The organism is Candidatus Acidiferrales bacterium (genome assembly GCA_035515795.1).
Lineage (GTDB): Bacteria > Bacteroidota > Ignavibacteria > Kryptoniales > JAKASW01 > JAKASW01.
Window position 1 is genome coordinate 118,606 of record DATJAY010000035.1, and the last position, 18,123, is coordinate 136,728.

The 18,123-nt window shown below is 47.1% G+C and carries 14 protein-coding genes; 13 read left to right on the plus strand and 1 reads right to left on the minus strand.

What is annotated here, in order from left to right:
* Positions 1-389 precede the first annotated feature (389 nt).
* Positions 390-1,526 carry a hypothetical protein gene (locus VLX91_14110; protein HUI31340.1) on the plus strand — a complete coding sequence of 379 codons (1,137 nt, stop codon included), beginning with the start codon at positions 390-392 and terminating at the stop codon, positions 1,524-1,526.
* A gap of 352 nt (positions 1,527-1,878) precedes the next feature.
* Positions 1,879-3,984 (plus strand): TonB-dependent receptor, encoded by a 2,106-nt coding sequence (locus VLX91_14115; protein HUI31341.1) that lies wholly within the window; start codon positions 1,879-1,881, stop codon positions 3,982-3,984.
* A 39-nt stretch (positions 3,985-4,023) separates the two neighbouring features.
* Here the strand turns inward: VLX91_14115 and VLX91_14120 are convergent, their stop codons facing one another.
* A complete protein-coding gene (locus VLX91_14120) occupies positions 4,024-4,614 on the minus strand; it encodes an isochorismatase family cysteine hydrolase (GenBank protein ID HUI31342.1) in 591 nt (196 codons plus the stop codon).
* A gap of 179 nt (positions 4,615-4,793) precedes the next feature.
* On the opposite strand from VLX91_14120, the gene VLX91_14125 reads away from it, so the two are divergent.
* The 11 genes from VLX91_14125 (at position 4,794) to VLX91_14175 (ending at position 18,114) form a co-directional block, all read left to right on the plus strand.
* On the plus strand, positions 4,794-5,447 hold the full coding sequence (locus tag VLX91_14125; protein ID HUI31343.1) for a fumarylacetoacetate hydrolase family protein: 654 nt from the start codon (positions 4,794-4,796) through the stop codon (positions 5,445-5,447).
* 2 nt (positions 5,448-5,449) lie between these two features.
* Positions 5,450-6,346, plus strand: a complete 897-nt coding sequence (locus VLX91_14130; protein HUI31344.1) for a ParA family protein — start codon at positions 5,450-5,452, stop codon at positions 6,344-6,346.
* A complete protein-coding gene (locus VLX91_14135) occupies positions 6,343-8,046 on the plus strand; it encodes a M23 family metallopeptidase (protein HUI31345.1) in 1,704 nt (567 codons plus the stop codon). The genes VLX91_14130 and VLX91_14135 overlap by 4 nt, the downstream gene beginning before the upstream one ends.
* Positions 8,046-9,227 carry an ion channel gene (locus VLX91_14140; protein HUI31346.1) on the plus strand — a complete coding sequence of 394 codons (1,182 nt, stop codon included), beginning with the start codon at positions 8,046-8,048 and terminating at the stop codon, positions 9,225-9,227. The genes VLX91_14135 and VLX91_14140 overlap by 1 nt, the downstream gene beginning before the upstream one ends.
* Positions 9,224-9,739: a cyclic nucleotide-binding domain-containing protein gene (locus tag VLX91_14145; protein HUI31347.1), complete on the plus strand. Its 516-nt coding sequence runs from the start codon at positions 9,224-9,226 to the stop codon at positions 9,737-9,739. The genes VLX91_14140 and VLX91_14145 overlap by 4 nt, the downstream gene beginning before the upstream one ends.
* A gap of 65 nt (positions 9,740-9,804) precedes the next feature.
* Entirely contained in the window at positions 9,805-12,459 is a 2,655-nt protein-coding gene (locus tag VLX91_14150; protein HUI31348.1) for a valine--tRNA ligase, read from the plus strand.
* A 32-nt stretch (positions 12,460-12,491) separates the two neighbouring features.
* Positions 12,492-12,983 (plus strand): YajQ family cyclic di-GMP-binding protein, encoded by a 492-nt coding sequence (locus VLX91_14155; GenBank protein ID HUI31349.1) that lies wholly within the window; start codon positions 12,492-12,494, stop codon positions 12,981-12,983.
* 134 nt (positions 12,984-13,117) lie between these two features.
* Positions 13,118-13,672, plus strand: coding sequence for a dTDP-4-dehydrorhamnose 3,5-epimerase (gene rfbC, locus VLX91_14160; GenBank protein HUI31350.1), 555 nt, complete (start codon positions 13,118-13,120; stop codon positions 13,670-13,672).
* A gap of 3 nt (positions 13,673-13,675) precedes the next feature.
* Positions 13,676-14,092 (plus strand): secondary thiamine-phosphate synthase enzyme YjbQ, encoded by a 417-nt coding sequence (locus tag VLX91_14165; GenBank protein ID HUI31351.1) that lies wholly within the window; start codon positions 13,676-13,678, stop codon positions 14,090-14,092.
* 180 nt (positions 14,093-14,272) lie between these two features.
* Positions 14,273-16,138, plus strand: coding sequence for a transglutaminase domain-containing protein (locus VLX91_14170; GenBank protein HUI31352.1), 1,866 nt, complete (start codon positions 14,273-14,275; stop codon positions 16,136-16,138).
* A 2-nt stretch (positions 16,139-16,140) separates the two neighbouring features.
* The gene (locus VLX91_14175; protein HUI31353.1) at positions 16,141-18,114 is read left to right on the plus strand and encodes a DUF3857 domain-containing protein; all 1,974 of its coding nucleotides are present in this window, start codon (positions 16,141-16,143) and stop codon (positions 18,112-18,114) included.
* Positions 18,115-18,123: the final 9 nt, after the last annotated feature.

Here is an 18,123-nt window from a genome sequence, read left to right on the forward strand (position 1 = left end):
GAAACATTCTCGATGAGCTAGTGTTGAAACTTCCATAAAGTTGCACCAAGATAAGCTTCTCCCCATCAAGAAAATCACCTACCCCAAATTTATAAACACATAACCCGACGCAGACTTCCCACATCAAATTCAAAAGGATTGGTTCAGTTTCCCTGAAGCCCAACCTCATTCCGCGATAGAATCCGCGTTCTGATCTCGACCGAGATCGTGCCGAAAAACTTCGTGATGGTACGAGTGGAATTGGAAACAGCAGGGACAGTGTGATCGATCTTCACATTTCCGTCGAAAGTGCCGGCGTCGTGATTTGAATGGAGATTTTGATTTGAATTTCAGTTAACTTTAATTGTGACTGACCATTTCGTGTCAGGAAGAAAAGGACGAGCGTGGATATGCAAATCAAAGAAGTAAAAACCCGGCGTCAACTCAGGCAGTTTATAGCGTTTCAATATTCATTATATAACGGGAATGAATATTGGGTGCCTCCGCTTCGCAGCGATGAGATGAAATCGTTGAAGAAAGGCAAGAATCCTGCGTTTGATTTCTGCGATGTAAAATATTGGCTCGCAGTCAAAGACGCGAAAATAGTTGGACGAATTGCGGGCATAATCAATAAGAAGTACAATGAAAAATGGCAGGCAAAGGCGGCACGGTTCGGCTGGTTTGATTTTGTCGACGACAAGGAAGTATCATCATCCCTCCTGGATGCCATCGAGAACTGGGCTATAGAAAACGGAATGACCTCCGTCCATGGACCTTTAGGGTTTACCGATATGGACGGCGAAGGGGCACTCGTCGAAGGCTTCGATGAAGTAAGCACTCTTGGCGCGCTTTATAATTATCCTTACTACGCAGAGCACATCGAGAATGCTGGTTATAAAAAAGATGCGGACTGGGTCGAGTATCAAGTGACAATGCACTCGGAGATAAATGAGAAGATTAGAAGAATAGCAGAAATTGCATTGAAAAGGAATAACCTGAGAGTATTGAGAGTCAAAAAAGCAAAGGATATGCTTCCGTACGCCAAGGAAGTGTTTTGTGTGCTCAATGACGCATACAAAGATCTGTACGGTTTTGTGGAATTGTCGGATAAACAAATCGATATGTATGTCAGCCAGTACTTCGGCTATATCATCCCGGACTTTGTGCCCGTGGTTCTGGATTGTAAGGATAGGGTTGTAGCATTCGGAATTACCATGCCTTCTTTGTCGCGGGCACTCCAAAAAAACAAAGGTAGACTTTTCCCATTCGGGTTTGTTCCGATGTTGAAGGCGATGAGGCACAATAAACATGCCGACCTTTATCTCACTGCCGTACGCCCTGACATGCAGAACAGAGGAATAAATGCAATTCTGATGAATGAAGTGAACAAAGTTTTCGTGAGAAACGGGATTGAAAAAGTCGAGACGAACCGCGAGCTGGAAGGGAACTCCAAGGTACAGGCGCAATGGAAATTTTTTGACAGGCGCCTGCATAAGAGAAGAAGGTGTTACAAAAAGGAATTAGTTGCGCAACCGGTGAATATCTGACCATACGCGCGGATAAGGGACCAATTGTGTCTAATCCGTCGCGAAAAAACGCATCACGTGAACCAACAGTTGGTACTGGCTCAATTTCATTCTCGTGGTCATTCGGCGAAAGCCGGAAACCAGTCTTTAGCTCTGGATGCCAGCTTTCGCCGGCATGACAGTCGTTGTTTTGTTCGTGACTTTCAAACTGAGCCAGCACCCAACAGTTTGATAATTTCGATATCAGGCGATAAATTATTTGCGATCAATTTTGATCCTGTAGGCTGGTTAAAAATCTCAGGGAACTCAAACAAAATCTCTGTAAAGCAAAAATGCACGACTACTTGAAGTCTCATACACAGGGAGCAATAACATGAAGGCTATCGTTCTATCAACTATTATTTTTTTAATACCCATTCAGATTTTGAAATCACAAGTTTTGAAGACGGACACGACAAAATACGAATATCTTCATGAGGTGGTGGTCTCAGCCCCGAGGATAGACTTGCCTCTCAAAGCAACTCCGTTCTCGGTCAGTCTTGTTGATTCGGAGGAGTTAGGTGTTCTTCCACGCGCCGTCGCGATCGACGAGGCTTTGAAACTCGTGCCGGGTGTGAAAGTGGACAATCAGGCAAATGGAGAAAGAGTTCATCTTTCGATCAGAGGCCAGGGAATACTTACCGAGACCGGCATTCGTTCTATTAAATTTTTATTGGACGGGCTGCCGATCAATGACCCGACAGGCTTTGCGCCGGACCTCTTCGATGTCGATTTCGATAACGTAGCTAGGATCGAAGTCTTGCGGGGACCGGCGGCGTCCTTTTACGGCGGAGGCGCTGCGGGCGGAATAATAAATATCGGGACACAGAACGCTCCCAACTCACCCTTATTCGGAGAAGTCTCCACGACGGGAGGCTCGAATAATTTCTGGAAGGGATTCGGCCGGTTTGGTGGCGACGTCAACGAGGTGAACTACGACATGTCCTTTTCGAGAACGGGTGGCGACGGGTATAGAGTGCACACGCACTTCTGGGAAAATAATATCTACGCGAAAGCCACGTATACTCCAACCTCATCATTCCAGGTAACCCCGATCTTGGAATGGTCCGATACCTATCATGAAAACCCCGAAGGTCTCAGCCTTGCACAATACTTGCAAGACCCGAAACTACCGAACGACGATGCGGTTCCGTACAACGAGCATATGGAAATGAACCGGACGACCGAAGGGTTGACAGGGGTTTATCGATTCCTAGACAATCAGGAAATAAGATTCAACGGCTACGTCAAACACTCTCAGTACATCGAAGCGAATAACGCGGTGTTCGACCATCAGCTGCTCACGACTCCGGGCACATCGCTGCAGTATACTCTGACATCCAGTTTGCCTGGCGGATCGTCGAGGAATGAGTTCAGCATCGGAACCGATCTGCAGTGGCAAACCAACAATGAATACCTCGATCCAAACTATCACTCCATTGAAGGTGACACTGTGCTCGGCCGGCAGCGAATCTGGCAATGGGGAACGGGAGTCTTCCTGATCGACATGGTGGACCTTGGCAGCGATTGGAGTTTCATGGGCAGCGTGCGATATGATAAGATTCACAACGAGCTCACCGACCTGCTGAACCCCGATTCTACCAGCAATTCCGGCAAAGCTGATTTTGGCAACTTCACCGGACGACTCGGCGCGACCTATTCTTTGACTCGAGACCTGACTTTCTACGGCAGCTGGGGACAGGGCTTCATACCTCCATCCACCGAGGAGCTGGACAGAAACCCCAACGCTTACAGTGGGTTCAATTCAGACCTTGTCCCCGCAACGTCCAACTCATTTGAAATTGGGGCAAGGGGAATCGTCGCTCCGGTGCTTACATACGACGTCACCGGTTTCTACCTTCTCACCAAGAATGATTTCAACCGGTACAGAGTTCCCGGCCGGGGAAACGGGGAAGAGGGAACATTCTACAACAATGTCGGGGCGAGCAAAAGGTTTGGACTCGAGTTGTCCGCGACCTGTGAGCCGGCGAAAGCTCTCGTGATTCGGCTGGCATACACATACTCCCACTTCAAATACGATATCGCTTCTCCCATCCCGATCTTGATGGATGATACGACAATACACAAGTTCATCGAGAATGGAAACTGGCTGCCCAATTCTCCGCAGCACCAACTGATGGTCGACGTGAATTATGAAATCCTTCCGGAAGTTTCAATCGGCTTGACGTCGGAGACTCTCAGTAAGACATATATCGATGGAGCCAATATCGAATCCGAAGCCGCAGCGGGATATACGTTGTTAGGCGGCCGGATTGTTTACCGCTGGCGTGCCGAAGGTCTCACCGGCGATCTCATGGTCGACGCGCGCAATGTTACGGACAAGACATATGTTGCTTTCACCGAGCCCGACACAGGCGGCAATTCGTACCAGCCGGGTGCAGGAAGAGAATTTTTCGTCACCGTAAAGATTCTTCTCTGATTACGAGATCCCTTGCGCGGTGAACTGTTCTTGAGGTAATCAGGCCGGCAGTTTTTTCCAGAATGATACGAGCTCGGCTGTTGTAACAAGAGGCAGAATGCTCTTCATGTTTTCAAGAGAGCGAGAGTGCCCTTCCTGGCTGCGCGATGAAACTGCATCGGATATGACGATCGGGAAGAATCCCTTGGTGCTTGCTTCTCTAGCGCTCGACTCGATTCCGAATTCCGTCGATATTCCGGTAAACAAAATCGTCGAGAGGCCCGCATTCCTTATCATGAGCTCGAAATTCGTGCCGACAAAAATGCTTGCGGTGTTTTTGTTAAGCACGATGTCGTCGGTTTCAGGATTGAGAACCAGCGTGTATGCATCCGGTCCCGGCTTAAATCCCTGAGCACGTCTCCTCATCATGAAGCGGCTTCCGGGAGACTGGAACCTTTCGGGAAGAGGAGTGATCTTGGTAAGAAATACTGGAACAAGTTTTTCTCTGGCCGATGCCGCTAGCGTTTCGACTTTTCCCAGAAACTCTTCCCTGTTGAAAATACTCTCCACAAGCATCTTCTGAATATCCCAAAGAACCAGTGCCGTCCTTGCAGGCTGTAGAAATTCAGCTATCTCATTAATGTTGTCCATGATATCTGGTTGCCTCCATTTGATTAGATTCCTTCAAATAGACGTGCCTGCAAACCCGAGGTTCAATCACATAGTCTTTAGGACTTCGCCGAAGCGCAAAGAGATCAGAAATTGAAAGGGGGAGCGGACACAATTATTCCTCTTCTTGAATAAAACTCCACCTCCTTTTATATTCGTTCATGGAGACTGTTCACCTTTCGAGGACCGGTGAGGATATCTTGGTTCCGAAGATTTTTTGTCTCGGAAAAAATTATGCAAAACATGCCGCCGAGATGAAATCCGATGTACCCAAAATACCGATTGTTTTCATGAAACCATCGAGTGCAATCGTTCACGACGGAGCGAAAATAAAGATTCCGTTAATGACGAACGACCTTCACCACGAGACGGAGATTTTTTTTCTTATCGGCAGAGAAGGAAAAAATATTCGAAAGGAAAACGCCAGATCGTTTGTGTCGGGAATGGGTATCGGGCTTGACCTGACTCTTCGTGACGTTCAGACCAAACTGAGAAATGACGGAAGTCCCTGGCTTATCTCGAAAGGCTTCGATGGTTCCGCGCCGATTTCTAACGCGGCTCCCGTTGACGGCGTGGATTTCAATTCTCTGGAGTTAACGCTTTCGGTAAACGACAGGATCCGACAGCAAGGAAGTTACAGAAACACCATTTTCAAAATTGAAGAGGTAGTTGCTTTTATTTCGCAGTTGTTCACGCTTGAGCGAGGAGATTTGATTTTTACGGGGACCCCGGAGGGCGTGGCGCAGCTCGCAGCTGGCGATAAGCTCCATGCCGAACTAGTCGGCCACGTTTCACTTGACGTGGAGATAATATAACTGTGCGAGTCATCTCCATCGCGATCCCAAAGGGGGGGGAAGGAAAAACAACAACCGCAGTCAATCTCGCCGCGAGTCTTGCAGCGGCCGAGAAGAAGACTCTTCTGATTGATGCCGATACTCTCGGCGCGAGCGGAATTTCTCTCGGCTACACAGCCGACCAGGTCAAAAGCGGACTGTACGACGTTTTCAACTATACTCACTCCCTTAACCGAGTGATTTATAAAACGGAATTGACCTATCTCGATTTCATTCCTTCGAACATTTCGACTGTCCAGATGGAAGAGCGCCTCCTCCGCCTGAGTGAGAACAGGACAATAATGCGGATTGCACTGCGAGATGTGGAAAAAAAATACGATTACGTGATAATAGACTGCCCCCCGACTCTCCGGGGAATTACGACCAACGCTCTATGCGCGTCCAACTCAGTCATCGTTCCAATGCGCGCCAGTCATTTCTCGCTCGATGCAGTGATGAGACTGATGCGCTACATGAAGTGGATCCGGGAAGTCGCAAACCCAAAAATTTATGTCGAAGGAATTATTCTCACGATGTACGAGCCGAACACCAAGATTTCTGAAATTACGGGCAGGGAACTTCGTTCGCGTTATTCTAAGTTCCTTTTCAAGATTGTTATTCCAAAAAACTCAACCCTTGCGGAAGCCGCGTTCTACGGGAGGCCGGTGCTGTTGTACAACATAAACTCGAAAGGTGCTCAAGCCTATTTCGAGCTCGCAACCGAAATAATATCCCGTGAGCATGCCTTCAACGAGATGATGGGTGAAGCAGGCGTCTCCTCCGCGTCGGACTCATCGCAGGCCGATACCAACGGTTCATTGCCACAGGACTCTCCAGCAAAGGGAGATAGTGGAGCCTCATTTGAAGGTTCGGTGAAGTGAGAGTTCTGCTGAATTTTTCTCTTGCACTTTTATTTCCTCTGATTCTTTGTTTTGGTAGAGTAAATACCGGCAACTCGAAGTCGTCTTCCAACGACACTTATCTTTTCCCGACTGATGCTTCGCACAGAATAAATTCAGGCTTTGCAGACTACCGCTCTTCCCATTTTCACGGTGGGATGGACATCTCAACGAACGGGAAAATCGGCTACCAGGTTTTCGCCGCTAAATCGGGATATGTCTATCGAGTTTCCGTTTCACCGTTCGGTTATGGAAAGATGCTCATACTGAAACATGACGACTCGACATTCACTTTGTACGGACATCTCTCCGTATTTTCGGAAAAAATCGAGGAGATGGTTGGGGCGGCGCAGCGACAGGAGCATAAATACGGTGTGGAATTAAGGTTTAAGCCCGATGAAATCCGGGTCGATCGCGGTGAGGTTGTAGCATATACGGGGGCGACCGGCGTCGGCGGTCCGCACCTTCATTTTGAGGTTCGCGACAAAAATTTTGCGTTCATCGATCCACTGGTCTTCGGTTCGCTCGACGTTCCTGACTACAGAACTCCGAGAATCTTCAACATCGCCGTCCGCGGGTTCCTATCCGGCGAAGCCAAGGTATGCAGCATGAAAAAGTCCGGCGATTCATATTCTGCAAAACAGATTTTTCGTATGTCGGAGCCGTTCTATTTCGTGCTCCATGGTGCTGATTCATACGGGGGAAAATTCAAGCGACCGCCCAAATATATTCGGCTGAAGATAGACGGCAATGATTTTATCTCGTTGAACCTGACTCATTTCGATGCCGATGATTATCTGGACGTCGCGTCCCTTGTCGATCTCGGTCTATCGAGGAGACTAAAAACATATTATATCCTTTGCGTGAATCGTGCTATTCCCTTTTCGGTTTTTACACCGGACACCCCGCTGAGCGGGCTAATAGGTGAGAACTTCCCTAACGGGACTCATTCCTACGAAATTTCCATCGAAGATGAAGACGGAAACGGCGCCTCTGCTAGCGGGAAATTTGTTCTGAATCTTCCTCGATCTTCAAACAGCTCCTCGGATGCAACCGCAGGGCTGTCGATATCTCCATTTAAAGAAAAAGTCTTCAACCTATCTCCGTCGCTGACGCTGCGATTTCCCGAAAACAGTTTTGCAAAGGAGATCGATATTGACGCGAGACTTCTTTCTCAGAATAGTCTTGAAATAGAATCCGAAAATGAGATGCTCAGAAAGAAAGTGGAGCTGACCTGGAGGGTGAACGATCCGACATTGAGACTCTACAGACGTTTGAGGAGACGCTGGAGTTACATCGAATGCAGCAATGATGGAAGCTTCTTGAGGGCTAAGATCGGCTACAGAACGGGAGTGTTCGCTCTATTACACGACGAGATGCCTCCAATTGTCGGAAAAATTAGGTTTTCAAATAAGAATCCATTTTACAGGTCGGCCGCACCGAAGGACTTTAAAAGAGATTTTGTATATTTTAAGGTATCGGACCGATTATCCGGAGTAAATACGGACAACATTTTTCTGAAAGTGGGAGATGAAAAGCTCTTTTGCGAGTACGACTCTAAAAAACATTCCGCAGTTTGCCAGGTCGATGCGGATAAGTTGAGAGACGAGAGGAAAGTGGAAATCATCGTCAGCGATAATGCCGGGAACGAGAGAAGAGTTGTTTCGAGAATCAGATTTTAATGAAACGTTTTTGGAAAACTTCCCGGATGAATCTCTTCGGGAAAAGGAGCGGAATAAATTTAAACTTGATCCCGCTCGTGTGGGTACTCACAAGTCTGGTGGTGGGCGGATCAATCTTAGTGTACCTGGCGGAAGGTCAACACGGGAATATCCACTCTTTATGGGATGCAGTATGGTGGACAGTCGTTACCATGACAACCGTCGGTTATGGAGATGTTGTCCCCACGACGGTTCTCGGACGGGTCGTCGGGATGTTCGTCATGCTGTCCGGAATCTCCGTCATCTCTTTATTGACCGCGACCATTTCGTCGATCTTCGTAGCACAAAAAATAAGAGAGAGCCAGGGTTTGCAACAGATTAAGCTGAAGGGACATACAATAATTTGCGGCTGGAATCAGAAGCTCGACGGCCTCCTGGAGACTCTGAACAGATTTTCCTCGGAGCGTCCAGAGACGGCGGTTGCCAGACAGAAGGAGGGCGTGGTCCTAGTAAACGAAATGCCACCCGCCAGGATGGAAGACACGCTGTCGAGCTATGAGAATCTAAATCTGAAGTATGTCAGCGGCGACTACACAAAGGAACCGACACTTGCGCGCGCAAATTTGAAAGACGCGCTGTCTGTTATAATCTTACCAGATATGTCGCTGACATCTGAGCCTCGTGACGACAAAACGCTTCCTGCTGCACTCGCGATAAAATCTATGAAGCGTGATATAAAGGTCTACGCCCACGTAATCGACAAGGAAAATCTCTCGCACTTGAAAAGGGCAGATGTCGACGACGTCATTATCAGTGACGAACACGTCGGCTATCTGCTTGCATCGGATATTTCTTCGCCGGGAATCGCACAGGCAGTCCAGACGCTCTTGGATCCAGAGAAGGGTGTATCCTTCAAAAGAGTAAAGATGCCATCGGACTTCGTCGGAAAAAAATTCCAAGAGATTCATGAATACTTCAAAAGCCAGCGAAATAGCATCGTGATTGGATTTGTATCACAGGATGAATCCGTGAAGATAACGGACATTCTTTCTTCCGATTACACGGCAATAGATTCATTTATAGAACGAAAATTTAAAGCAGCGGGTCTCGATTTTCGGGAAAAGGGCGGACTCCGTCTGAATCTGAATCCACCTCTCGATTATATTGCTCAAGAAAAAGAAGATGTGATTATAATAGGATGAAACCCTCGGCCCTCGATATCGATCTCAGCCGCACGGCAATTTTCGCGGGAATCCCGGAAGAAAAAATTGCGAAGCTTGCGGCTCTCGTTAAGGTGCAAAATTTTCCGGCAGATCAACTGATCATGAAAGAAGGCGAAAGCGGAAGCTGCCTTTGTATCCTGTTGGGCGGCGAAGTTGAAGTTAGCAAATCGTTGGTCTTTCGTTCAGGCGCCGCGTCACTTGATCCTTTAGACAAATCACTGATGCGACTTACATCGAAGAATTTCCCTTTTTTCGGGGAGATGTCTCTCTTTGAGAAAAACAGTGCGCGCAACGCGACGGTGCGCACAATCTCACCGTGCAGGTTTGCCATTATCGAACTGGCAGATCTAGTGAGACTTTCAGAAACGGATTATGAGATTGGATATAGGATTTTCTTTAATATTGCATGGGCGTTGAGCGACAGGCTCAACAAAAGCAACAACGACTTATTGAAGGTAACGACAGCACTCGGTATCGCGTTAGAGAGATGACCGAGCTAGACTTTATCTACCGAGGGGATCAAAACAATCTCTGAAATTACCCAGAAAATTTTCTAATGGATCGAGAAATACCTAAAACATATTCGCCGTCCGAAATTGAAGACAGGTGGTACAAGAGTTGGCTCGATAAGAAATTATTCGAAGCGCATGTAAACAAACAGAAGAAGCCTTATACCGTCGTTATTCCTCCGCCAAACATTACCGGAATTTTGACGATGGGGCATGTCCTGAATAATTCCATCCAGGATGTTTTCGTCAGATGGAAGAGGATGAAAGGTTTCGAGGCGTGCTGGGTTCCGGGTACCGACCACGCCGGAATCGCCACACAGAACGTCGTGGAGAAAAGCCTGGCAAAAGAAGGAAAAGACAGACATTCGCTCGGCAGGGAAAAATTTATTGACCTTGTATGGAAATGGCGTGAGCAGTATGGCGGTAAAATAATCAAGCAGCTGAAAAAGCTTGGCGTCTCGTGCGATTGGTCTCGCGAGCGGTTTACGATGGATGATGGATTGTCGCAGGCAGTAGGGGAAGTCTTCGTAAGGCTGTACCAGAAGGGTTTAATTTACCGCGGGAAATATATTGTCAACTGGTGTCCGAAAGACCACACGGCGATAAGCGACGACGAAGTTGAGTATCAGGAGAAAAACGGCAAACTCTATTACATAAAGTATCCTTTTGAAGACGGTTCCGGTCATCTCACGGTGGCAACCACGAGACCCGAGACGATGCTCGGCGATGTTGCGGTCGCCGTGAATCCATCCGATGAACGTTTCAAGAATCTCATCGGGAAAAAACTGGTGCTTCCGCTGGTCGGAAGAAAAATGAAAATAATTGCCGATGATTATGTCGACAAGGAATTCGGAACCGGTGCGGTGAAAATTACTCCTGCTCACGATCCCAATGATTTCATGGTAGCCGGCCGACACGGTCTGGAAAAAATTGCGGTTCTCGATATTTCGGGAAAGGTAAACGAGAATGCGCCGGAGAAATACCGCGGTCTCGACAGGTTTAAGGCGCGGAAGCTCATCATCGAAGATTTAGAAGCTTTACAATTGGTAGATAAGATCACCGACTACAAATTGAGTGTCGGCGAATGCTATCGCTGCCACACGGTCATCGAGCCGTATCTTTCGGATCAGTGGTTCGTTAAGATGAAACCGCTTGCCGAGCCCGCGCTGAAAGCGGTGCGCGACGGGAAAATTCATTTCTATCCTGAACGTTGGGTAAAAACTTATGAGAACTGGCTGGAAAATATCCGTGACTGGTGCATCAGCCGGCAGCTGTGGTGGGGCCACAGGATTCCGGTGTGGTACTGCAGCAAATGCGGCGAGCAGGTCGTGAGCACGAATGCACCTGCATCTCCATGTTCCAGGTGCGGCGGGGAGTCTTATCATCAGGACGAAGACGTCCTGGACACGTGGTTTTCTTCCTGGCTGTGGCCGTTTTCTTTGTTTGGCTGGCCTGAAGAAACACCCGACTTAAAATATTTCTACCCGACAGATACGCTTGTCACCGCGCCCGACATAATTTTCTTCTGGGTTGCAAGGATGATCATAGCGGGAATCGAGTTTCGTGGAGACGTGCCGTTCAGGGATGTTTACTTCACGAGCGTCATCCGCGATATGCAGGGAAGAAAAATGTCCAAGTCGCTCGGCAATTCTCCTGATCCGCTCGATGTCATCAGAGATTACGGTGCCGACGCGCTGAGGTTCACGATACTTTACCTTGCCCCGCTAGGGCAGGATGTCTTGTTTGAAGGCAGCAAATGCGAGATGGGCAGAAATTTTGCGAACAAGATCTGGAACGCCGGTCGGTTCTTAATGATGAATCAGGATAAGATTGAAGTGTCGGCGGCGCCGGACAATTCGATTTTCGATTTCGCCGATAAGTGGATCGTAAGCAGGCTGCATCGGACGATACGGGATTTGAACATATCCCTGGATCATTTCCGCATCAACGACGCAGCGAAAATCATTTATGATTTCGTCTGGCATGATTACTGCGATTGGTACGTCGAGATGGTCAAGGAGAGACTCAATCAAGTATCTAATGAGATGACCCGCGCGATAATTCTTGCGAATGCAATCTCGATTTTTGAATCTGCCATCAAGTTGCTTCATCCCTTCATGCCCTTTATTACCGAGGAGCTTTACGGACTCATTAAAGAAGGACATGGCAGCGAAAGCATCACCGTTGCTGAATTCCCTGAGGCAGAAATTCGGTTTGTCAATGAGAAAATTGAAGCGGAAATGGAGCTGATCCAGGAAGTTATTAGTTCAATCAGGGCAATGAGGAAGGAGGCGAGTGTCCCGCCGAATGTTCTTGTCGATATCGTCGTGAAACCGAAAGATGAGAATATACTTAAGACATTGTCCTCGAACGAATCGCATATCAGATGTCTTGCAAAGGCCGAGTCGTTCAGCATCGGATTTGACCTGCGCAAGCCCGAGACATCGAAAAGTGCGGTCATTCGAGGAACTGAAATTTTCATTTCATTGGAGGGTTTGGTAAATGTCGATGCCGAGCGGAGCAGGCTTGAGAAAGAAATTGACCGGGTGAAAGGAGTAATTGCCGGAATCGAGGCAAAATTGAGCAACGAGCAGTTCATAAAGCGCGCTCCCGCTCAGGTTATTGAAAAAGAGAAATTGAAAATCGAATCGATGAAAGTAACGCTTGCCAAGCTGGAGGAGAATGTATCTGCAATCCGGTAACATATTACCGCTAAGGACGGGAGGGAGGTTCCATGCCATCATTTGATATAGTGAACCGAGTAGATCTGCAGGAAGTCGATAATGCGATCAACAACACGAAGAAAGAAATCGCGACACGGTATGATTTCCGCGGCTCGCCCGCCGAAGTGAATCTCGACAAGAAAGAGAAGGTGATCCACGTTGTCGCGGAACATGAGATGAGAATGGACGCGGTGATGGATATGCTCATGACGCACATGATAAGGCGTAAAGTCGATACAAAAGCGCTCAAGCCCAAGGCGATCGAACCGACTTCCCAGGGACATGTCAAGCGCGAAATAAACATTCAAGAAGGTATTGAAACGGAAATTGCGAAGAAAATTGTAAGGTTGATAAAAGATCAGAAGCTGAAGGTTCAGGCGGCTATTCAAGACGAGCAGGTGCGCGTCACCGGGAAAAAAATAGACGATCTGCAGGAAGTAATAAAAATGCTTAGAGGGCAGAACCTGGGAATACCGCTCCAATTCATAAACATGAAAGACTGAGCGCTGATCCCAACTTCCATTTTCGAATTCGAAAGCAAGAATTCTTACTTTATCCGCGGATACGACGATAAGGTGGTACACCTCCATGCGAGTCAAGTCAACATTTAACTTTCAGAATTGAGAATTATAACAAAATGTCTTCATTTAATTTTGTCCTTGTCAAAGAAATTCCGGGTCTAATTTTGATCGAGCCCTTAACTCACAGCGATGAGCGAGGGTTCTTTATGGAGACCTACCGGGCCGACGAGTTTGAGAAGGTGGGAATCAAAAAGGAGTTCATCCAGGATAATCACTCGTTGTCAATTAAAAATGTAATCCGCGGGCTGCATTTTCAGATAAAGCCTCACGCACAGTCGAAACTCGTGAGGTGTATCCGCGGAGAGATATATGATGTCGCTGTCGATCTCAGGAAAAGATCGAAGACATTCGGTAAATGGCTCGGGGTGAAACTCTCGGCTTCGAACAAAAGAATGCTTTATATACCGGCCGGCTTTGCGCACGGATTTTCGACGATCTCCGACGAAGCGGAAGTCATCTATAAAGTCGATGAATTATACTCGAGAGAAGACGAGCGCGGAATAGTTTTCAACGACACTCATCTGGGCATCGATTGGAAAGTGGATAATCCGATCGTATCGAGCAAAGATCGGGCGCTCCCGAAGTTCGATAAGGAAGAAGAGTATTTTTGATTTATGATTTTTCAGAGCGAAATCAAAGTACCTACTAGAATTCACGGCGAGATGCATGACCTTACGGAAGATATCCGACGGATCGTTTCGGAATCGAAAATCACAACGGGGATGGTCAATGTCTCCGTCGTCGGAAGTACTGCCGCAATAAGTACGATAGAATTTGAGCCAGGTCTAGAACACGATTTGCCGAAACTTCTTGACCGACTGATTCCTCCTAGCAGACAGTACGGACACGAACAGGCCTGGCACGACGGCAACGGGCATTCACACCTGCAGGCGGCGCTCCTCGGACCGAGCTTGACTCTCCCGATTAGTGACGGCAATCTCGTGGCGGGAACATGGCAGCAGGTTTTCCTAATCGAGCTGGATATCAAGCCTCGAGAGAGGACAATTCTCGCGACGGTTTGCGGAGAATGAATACAGAGAACTCGTCCTGTTCTCACAACGCATAATAATAGCCGACAAGGTTTTCAAAATCCGCATTTGAAACAAGCGATCTCGCTGTGATGAATGCGGGAAGACTCGGCAGGCATGTTGCATCTTACATTCCGCTAATGTAAATTTTCACGATTTGACAAAATCATGGAGGCTGTGGAGATGCAGAATAATCCAACAGGTGTCAGTCGGGCAATTCCCAGGAACAAAGTCCTTCCCTTAATCTTGATTTCATTTCTAATCGCAGGTTGCGGCAGTCCTTTTCTCAAGATGGAAGAGATATCCAAACTGCAGTTCAGCGGGAAAAAAGAGACTTCCATCATATACTTCCGACGGATTCTCCGGTTTTCGGAAAACGGAGAGCTCCATGTAATTTCACACAAGCTGATACGGGCAGGAGAGAATATTAATTCGGTACCGGATATACTCGAAACAATTGACGCACCGATATACAAGTTGGAGAATTTTGACGGCAGAATAATTAAGCCGGACGGAACCACGATCAACCTCGGTAGCCGAGATCTAGTGACGTGGAATACGAGCAACAAGTATATTTTGACGGGGAGTACGGTGAGCGTATTTCGGATCACGGATCCCGTTGAAAGCGGAGATGTGATCGAGGAAGTAGACGAGCATGTGAACGAATTCCCCGCTCTCGGAATCGATTTCCCGCTGGATGAGGTGGGCAAGGCGGAAAATGTAAAGTGTTCAATAGAAGTCCCCAATAACCTCGTGTTTCTTTACAGCATCGCGAACGACACGATCAAACCAAAGATCAGCGAGACTCGTGGAGGAAGGGATTACACGTTCGAGTGGGACAGATATGTTCCCAATGAAAATGTTCCTCCATTATCGCAAAAGAATAATGCTCCTGAAATAATCGGCACCGTTTATGATAGTTCATCAATGAAGGACGGTTTATCGTGGAAAGCGTTTGGAGATTGGTACCTGAGCCTGATTTCGGACAGAATAAAGTATGACCAGAAGGTCCTGGAGACAGCTCAAGAGATCACGAAAGGTCTGACCGATGACAGACTGAAGATGGATGCGATATTCAACTACTGCCAGAAAAATGTTCGTTACGAGCAAGTCTACATGAACAAGGGAGAAGAGTTCATCCCCCACAATTGCTCGGATATCCTCGAACGTAAATTCGGCGACTGCAAGGACTACTCGTGTCTCATCTATGCGCTGGCAAAAAGTGTCGGGATTGACCCGAACCTGGTGCTTTGTTTTCGCGGAAGAGGATATCAATTTTATCCGGATATGCCTGTGAGCCAATTCAATCACGTGATTGTACATTTTAACGATAATGGCATTGATCGCTGGTATGATGGTACGGATGCGGAGGGTATTCCGGGAATCGTGTCGAGGGACCTGATAAACCAAAGCGCCCTGGTTCTTGAAAAAGGGAATTCGAGGATATTGAAGATCAATGAATCCGACGAGAGTTTAGTCTCCATCAATGGGGATCTTTCAAATATTGAGGACGGATTCAAAGGCAAACTATCCGTACAGCTAAGAGATCAGTATGCGGTTGATTTTTTCTTTGCGCATTCGCAACTCAACGAGGCCAGAATGCACGAAGTGGTGATCGACTGGCTAAGGGAGACACTGAATAATTCCGCAAACATCAAAGAGGTTGCCTGGAAAACCGAGCCTGATGTCTTCGATATCGATGTAACCCTTGAGATACCGAATTCAGTGACGAAGATAGGCACGTCAACTTATACAAGTCTGCACAGCATCCTCCCGCAACTTTTTCCGAGTGAGTTGGCGGGCATTGATACGACTGCAATTTTTTATTTCCCATACTACGATAGGGTCGGAATTCAACTCGACTTAAAAGCTACGGGCGGACCATGTGTCGATGCGGACTCGTCGAAGGGTTGCCATCAGGCCGTACACTATCAATATGAAATAAATCCCGGCCCGCTCCAAAAAGTTGATCGGTCAAAATTCATGGAGGATTTCCACCGAATATCCGATGCATTCAATAAAACGATAAGACTTAAAGCAGGGAGCTAACCTTGAAAAAGACGTGTGTTTTGTTCCTAGTGGCTTTTTGTTTCGACTCAGCTGCCGCGCAGGATTTTGTTCGCGATTTACCTAAGCCGGAGTTCGCAAACGGCATTACTGCCCCTACCATGGATGCAGTGATTATTTTGAAGGAACACAGCATCACGGTCAAATACCAAGACCTTTTTTATGGAGGAACGTCGGTCAATGTCCCGACCACGGACTTCCAGAAGGTGATGATCGTGAAACTGCTGGATGAAGTCGGGGTGAAACGATACGCAAACGTGGAGTTTACTTATCTGGAGAGATTGGAGCCGGAGTATCACAACGCATATTACGCTAGAGCCAGGGTGATGAAACCCGACGGCACGGTCCAAGTAATGCCGGAGGAGGACGTACAGAACATCGTGGAACTGGCCACTGCCAACAATGTTCCGTTGATAAGAAAAGTAATTTTCAAGATACCAAATGTTTCCGCGGGAGATGTTATCCAATATGAATACGGCTATTCAGATATCGCTCTCCATTCTTACGGCGGACTGTATTTCTACAATGACCAAGATTTTGCATTATTTTCGAATCTTTACATAACTCTACCTTACAAGGACAAAACAAAGGTATTCAGTTTCCCGCCAGACAAGGTCGGCGATCCTGCGATTCAGCAACTCAGCGTATTCTACGGTTCCGGAAAGACATATTTTTGGACCATTAAGAATCTTAATGGAATACCGGAAGAACCGTACGCCTATTCTTTCGAGGCTACATCTCTCCTTACTACCTTTGTCCCCGAAAGCGATGTCCAGGATTCCCTGCACGTTTGGGATCATCTCGCAAAGAAATTTTACGACGAATACATAGACAAGGGCAAAATCAGCGATGACGAAATGGAATCACTTAGCCTTCCGAGTGATCGTTCAAATTCGGCCGTGCAGTCTAATATCGTCGATAGTCTCTATGCTCGTCTCCGCAAGTATTTTTTGTTGGAACCCTTCAACTCGCTGTATCCGCGCAGCGGTGACATTGATGACTTATTCAAATCAAGAAAGGGAGATGCTTCCGACCTTTCCTACATAATGTACAAGATTTTGAAGAGATGGGGCATCAATGGGAAATTAGTTTGGGTGCGCGACAACATAGATGGTCCCTATGAGGAGAGTGTGCCGTCACTCCTTTGGTTTGACAGATTAGCTGTCCTCGTGTCCTTGAGCAATGAAGAAAAAGTTTATGATTTCAATCGAAGTGTGTCGTCGGATTATGAGACGCCATGGTCTATCGAAGGTATTAAAGCGGTTGTCTTAGACGGTGACACCTGTTATCAGCAAACACTTACGGATCAGTCATCCGAGAAATCGAATATCTCATTCGAAAAACACAATATCAGCATTCTGAAAGGGGAGGTCACACTCGACTCCTTAACAATGGACTTCAATGGAAGGCCGGCAGGTGAATTAAGAAAGAAGTATTACGAGGATGAACGAGGCGAAGCAGGAAGCAAAATACGGAGTCAATTATCCGAGAGTTACTTTTCGAAAGTCGATTCGGTCTCGGTAAACGATTTCCTTAACGAGAGAGATTTTAAAGAGACAGTCGTCGGAGTTCCGAAGAACAATATTCAAAAGATAGATTCATTTATGGTTATCAAGCTGGGCAATGTTATACTTAGCAGCTTCAGAGAAAAACTTTTTACCACTAAACGACGCAACCACATCTATTTTGCCGTTCCACTTCAGCTTAAGCTGGAATGGAACGTCAACTTTCCGCAAGGTTATCGCTTGAACGACCACTTAACCGGAGGAATCCTGGAAGGGGTGGCAAGCCTAACAGCTACGACTGAGGTTCACACAACTTCCAACGGGGTAGACATCTCTCTCACTGTAGACCTACCCGACACCCTTATGAGTGTGGACAAATACCAGCAGCTAATGTCTTTCATAGATATGATATTAAAAAAAGCTGACCGAGAGATAGTCCTCAGGAAATCCTGATTGAAACGC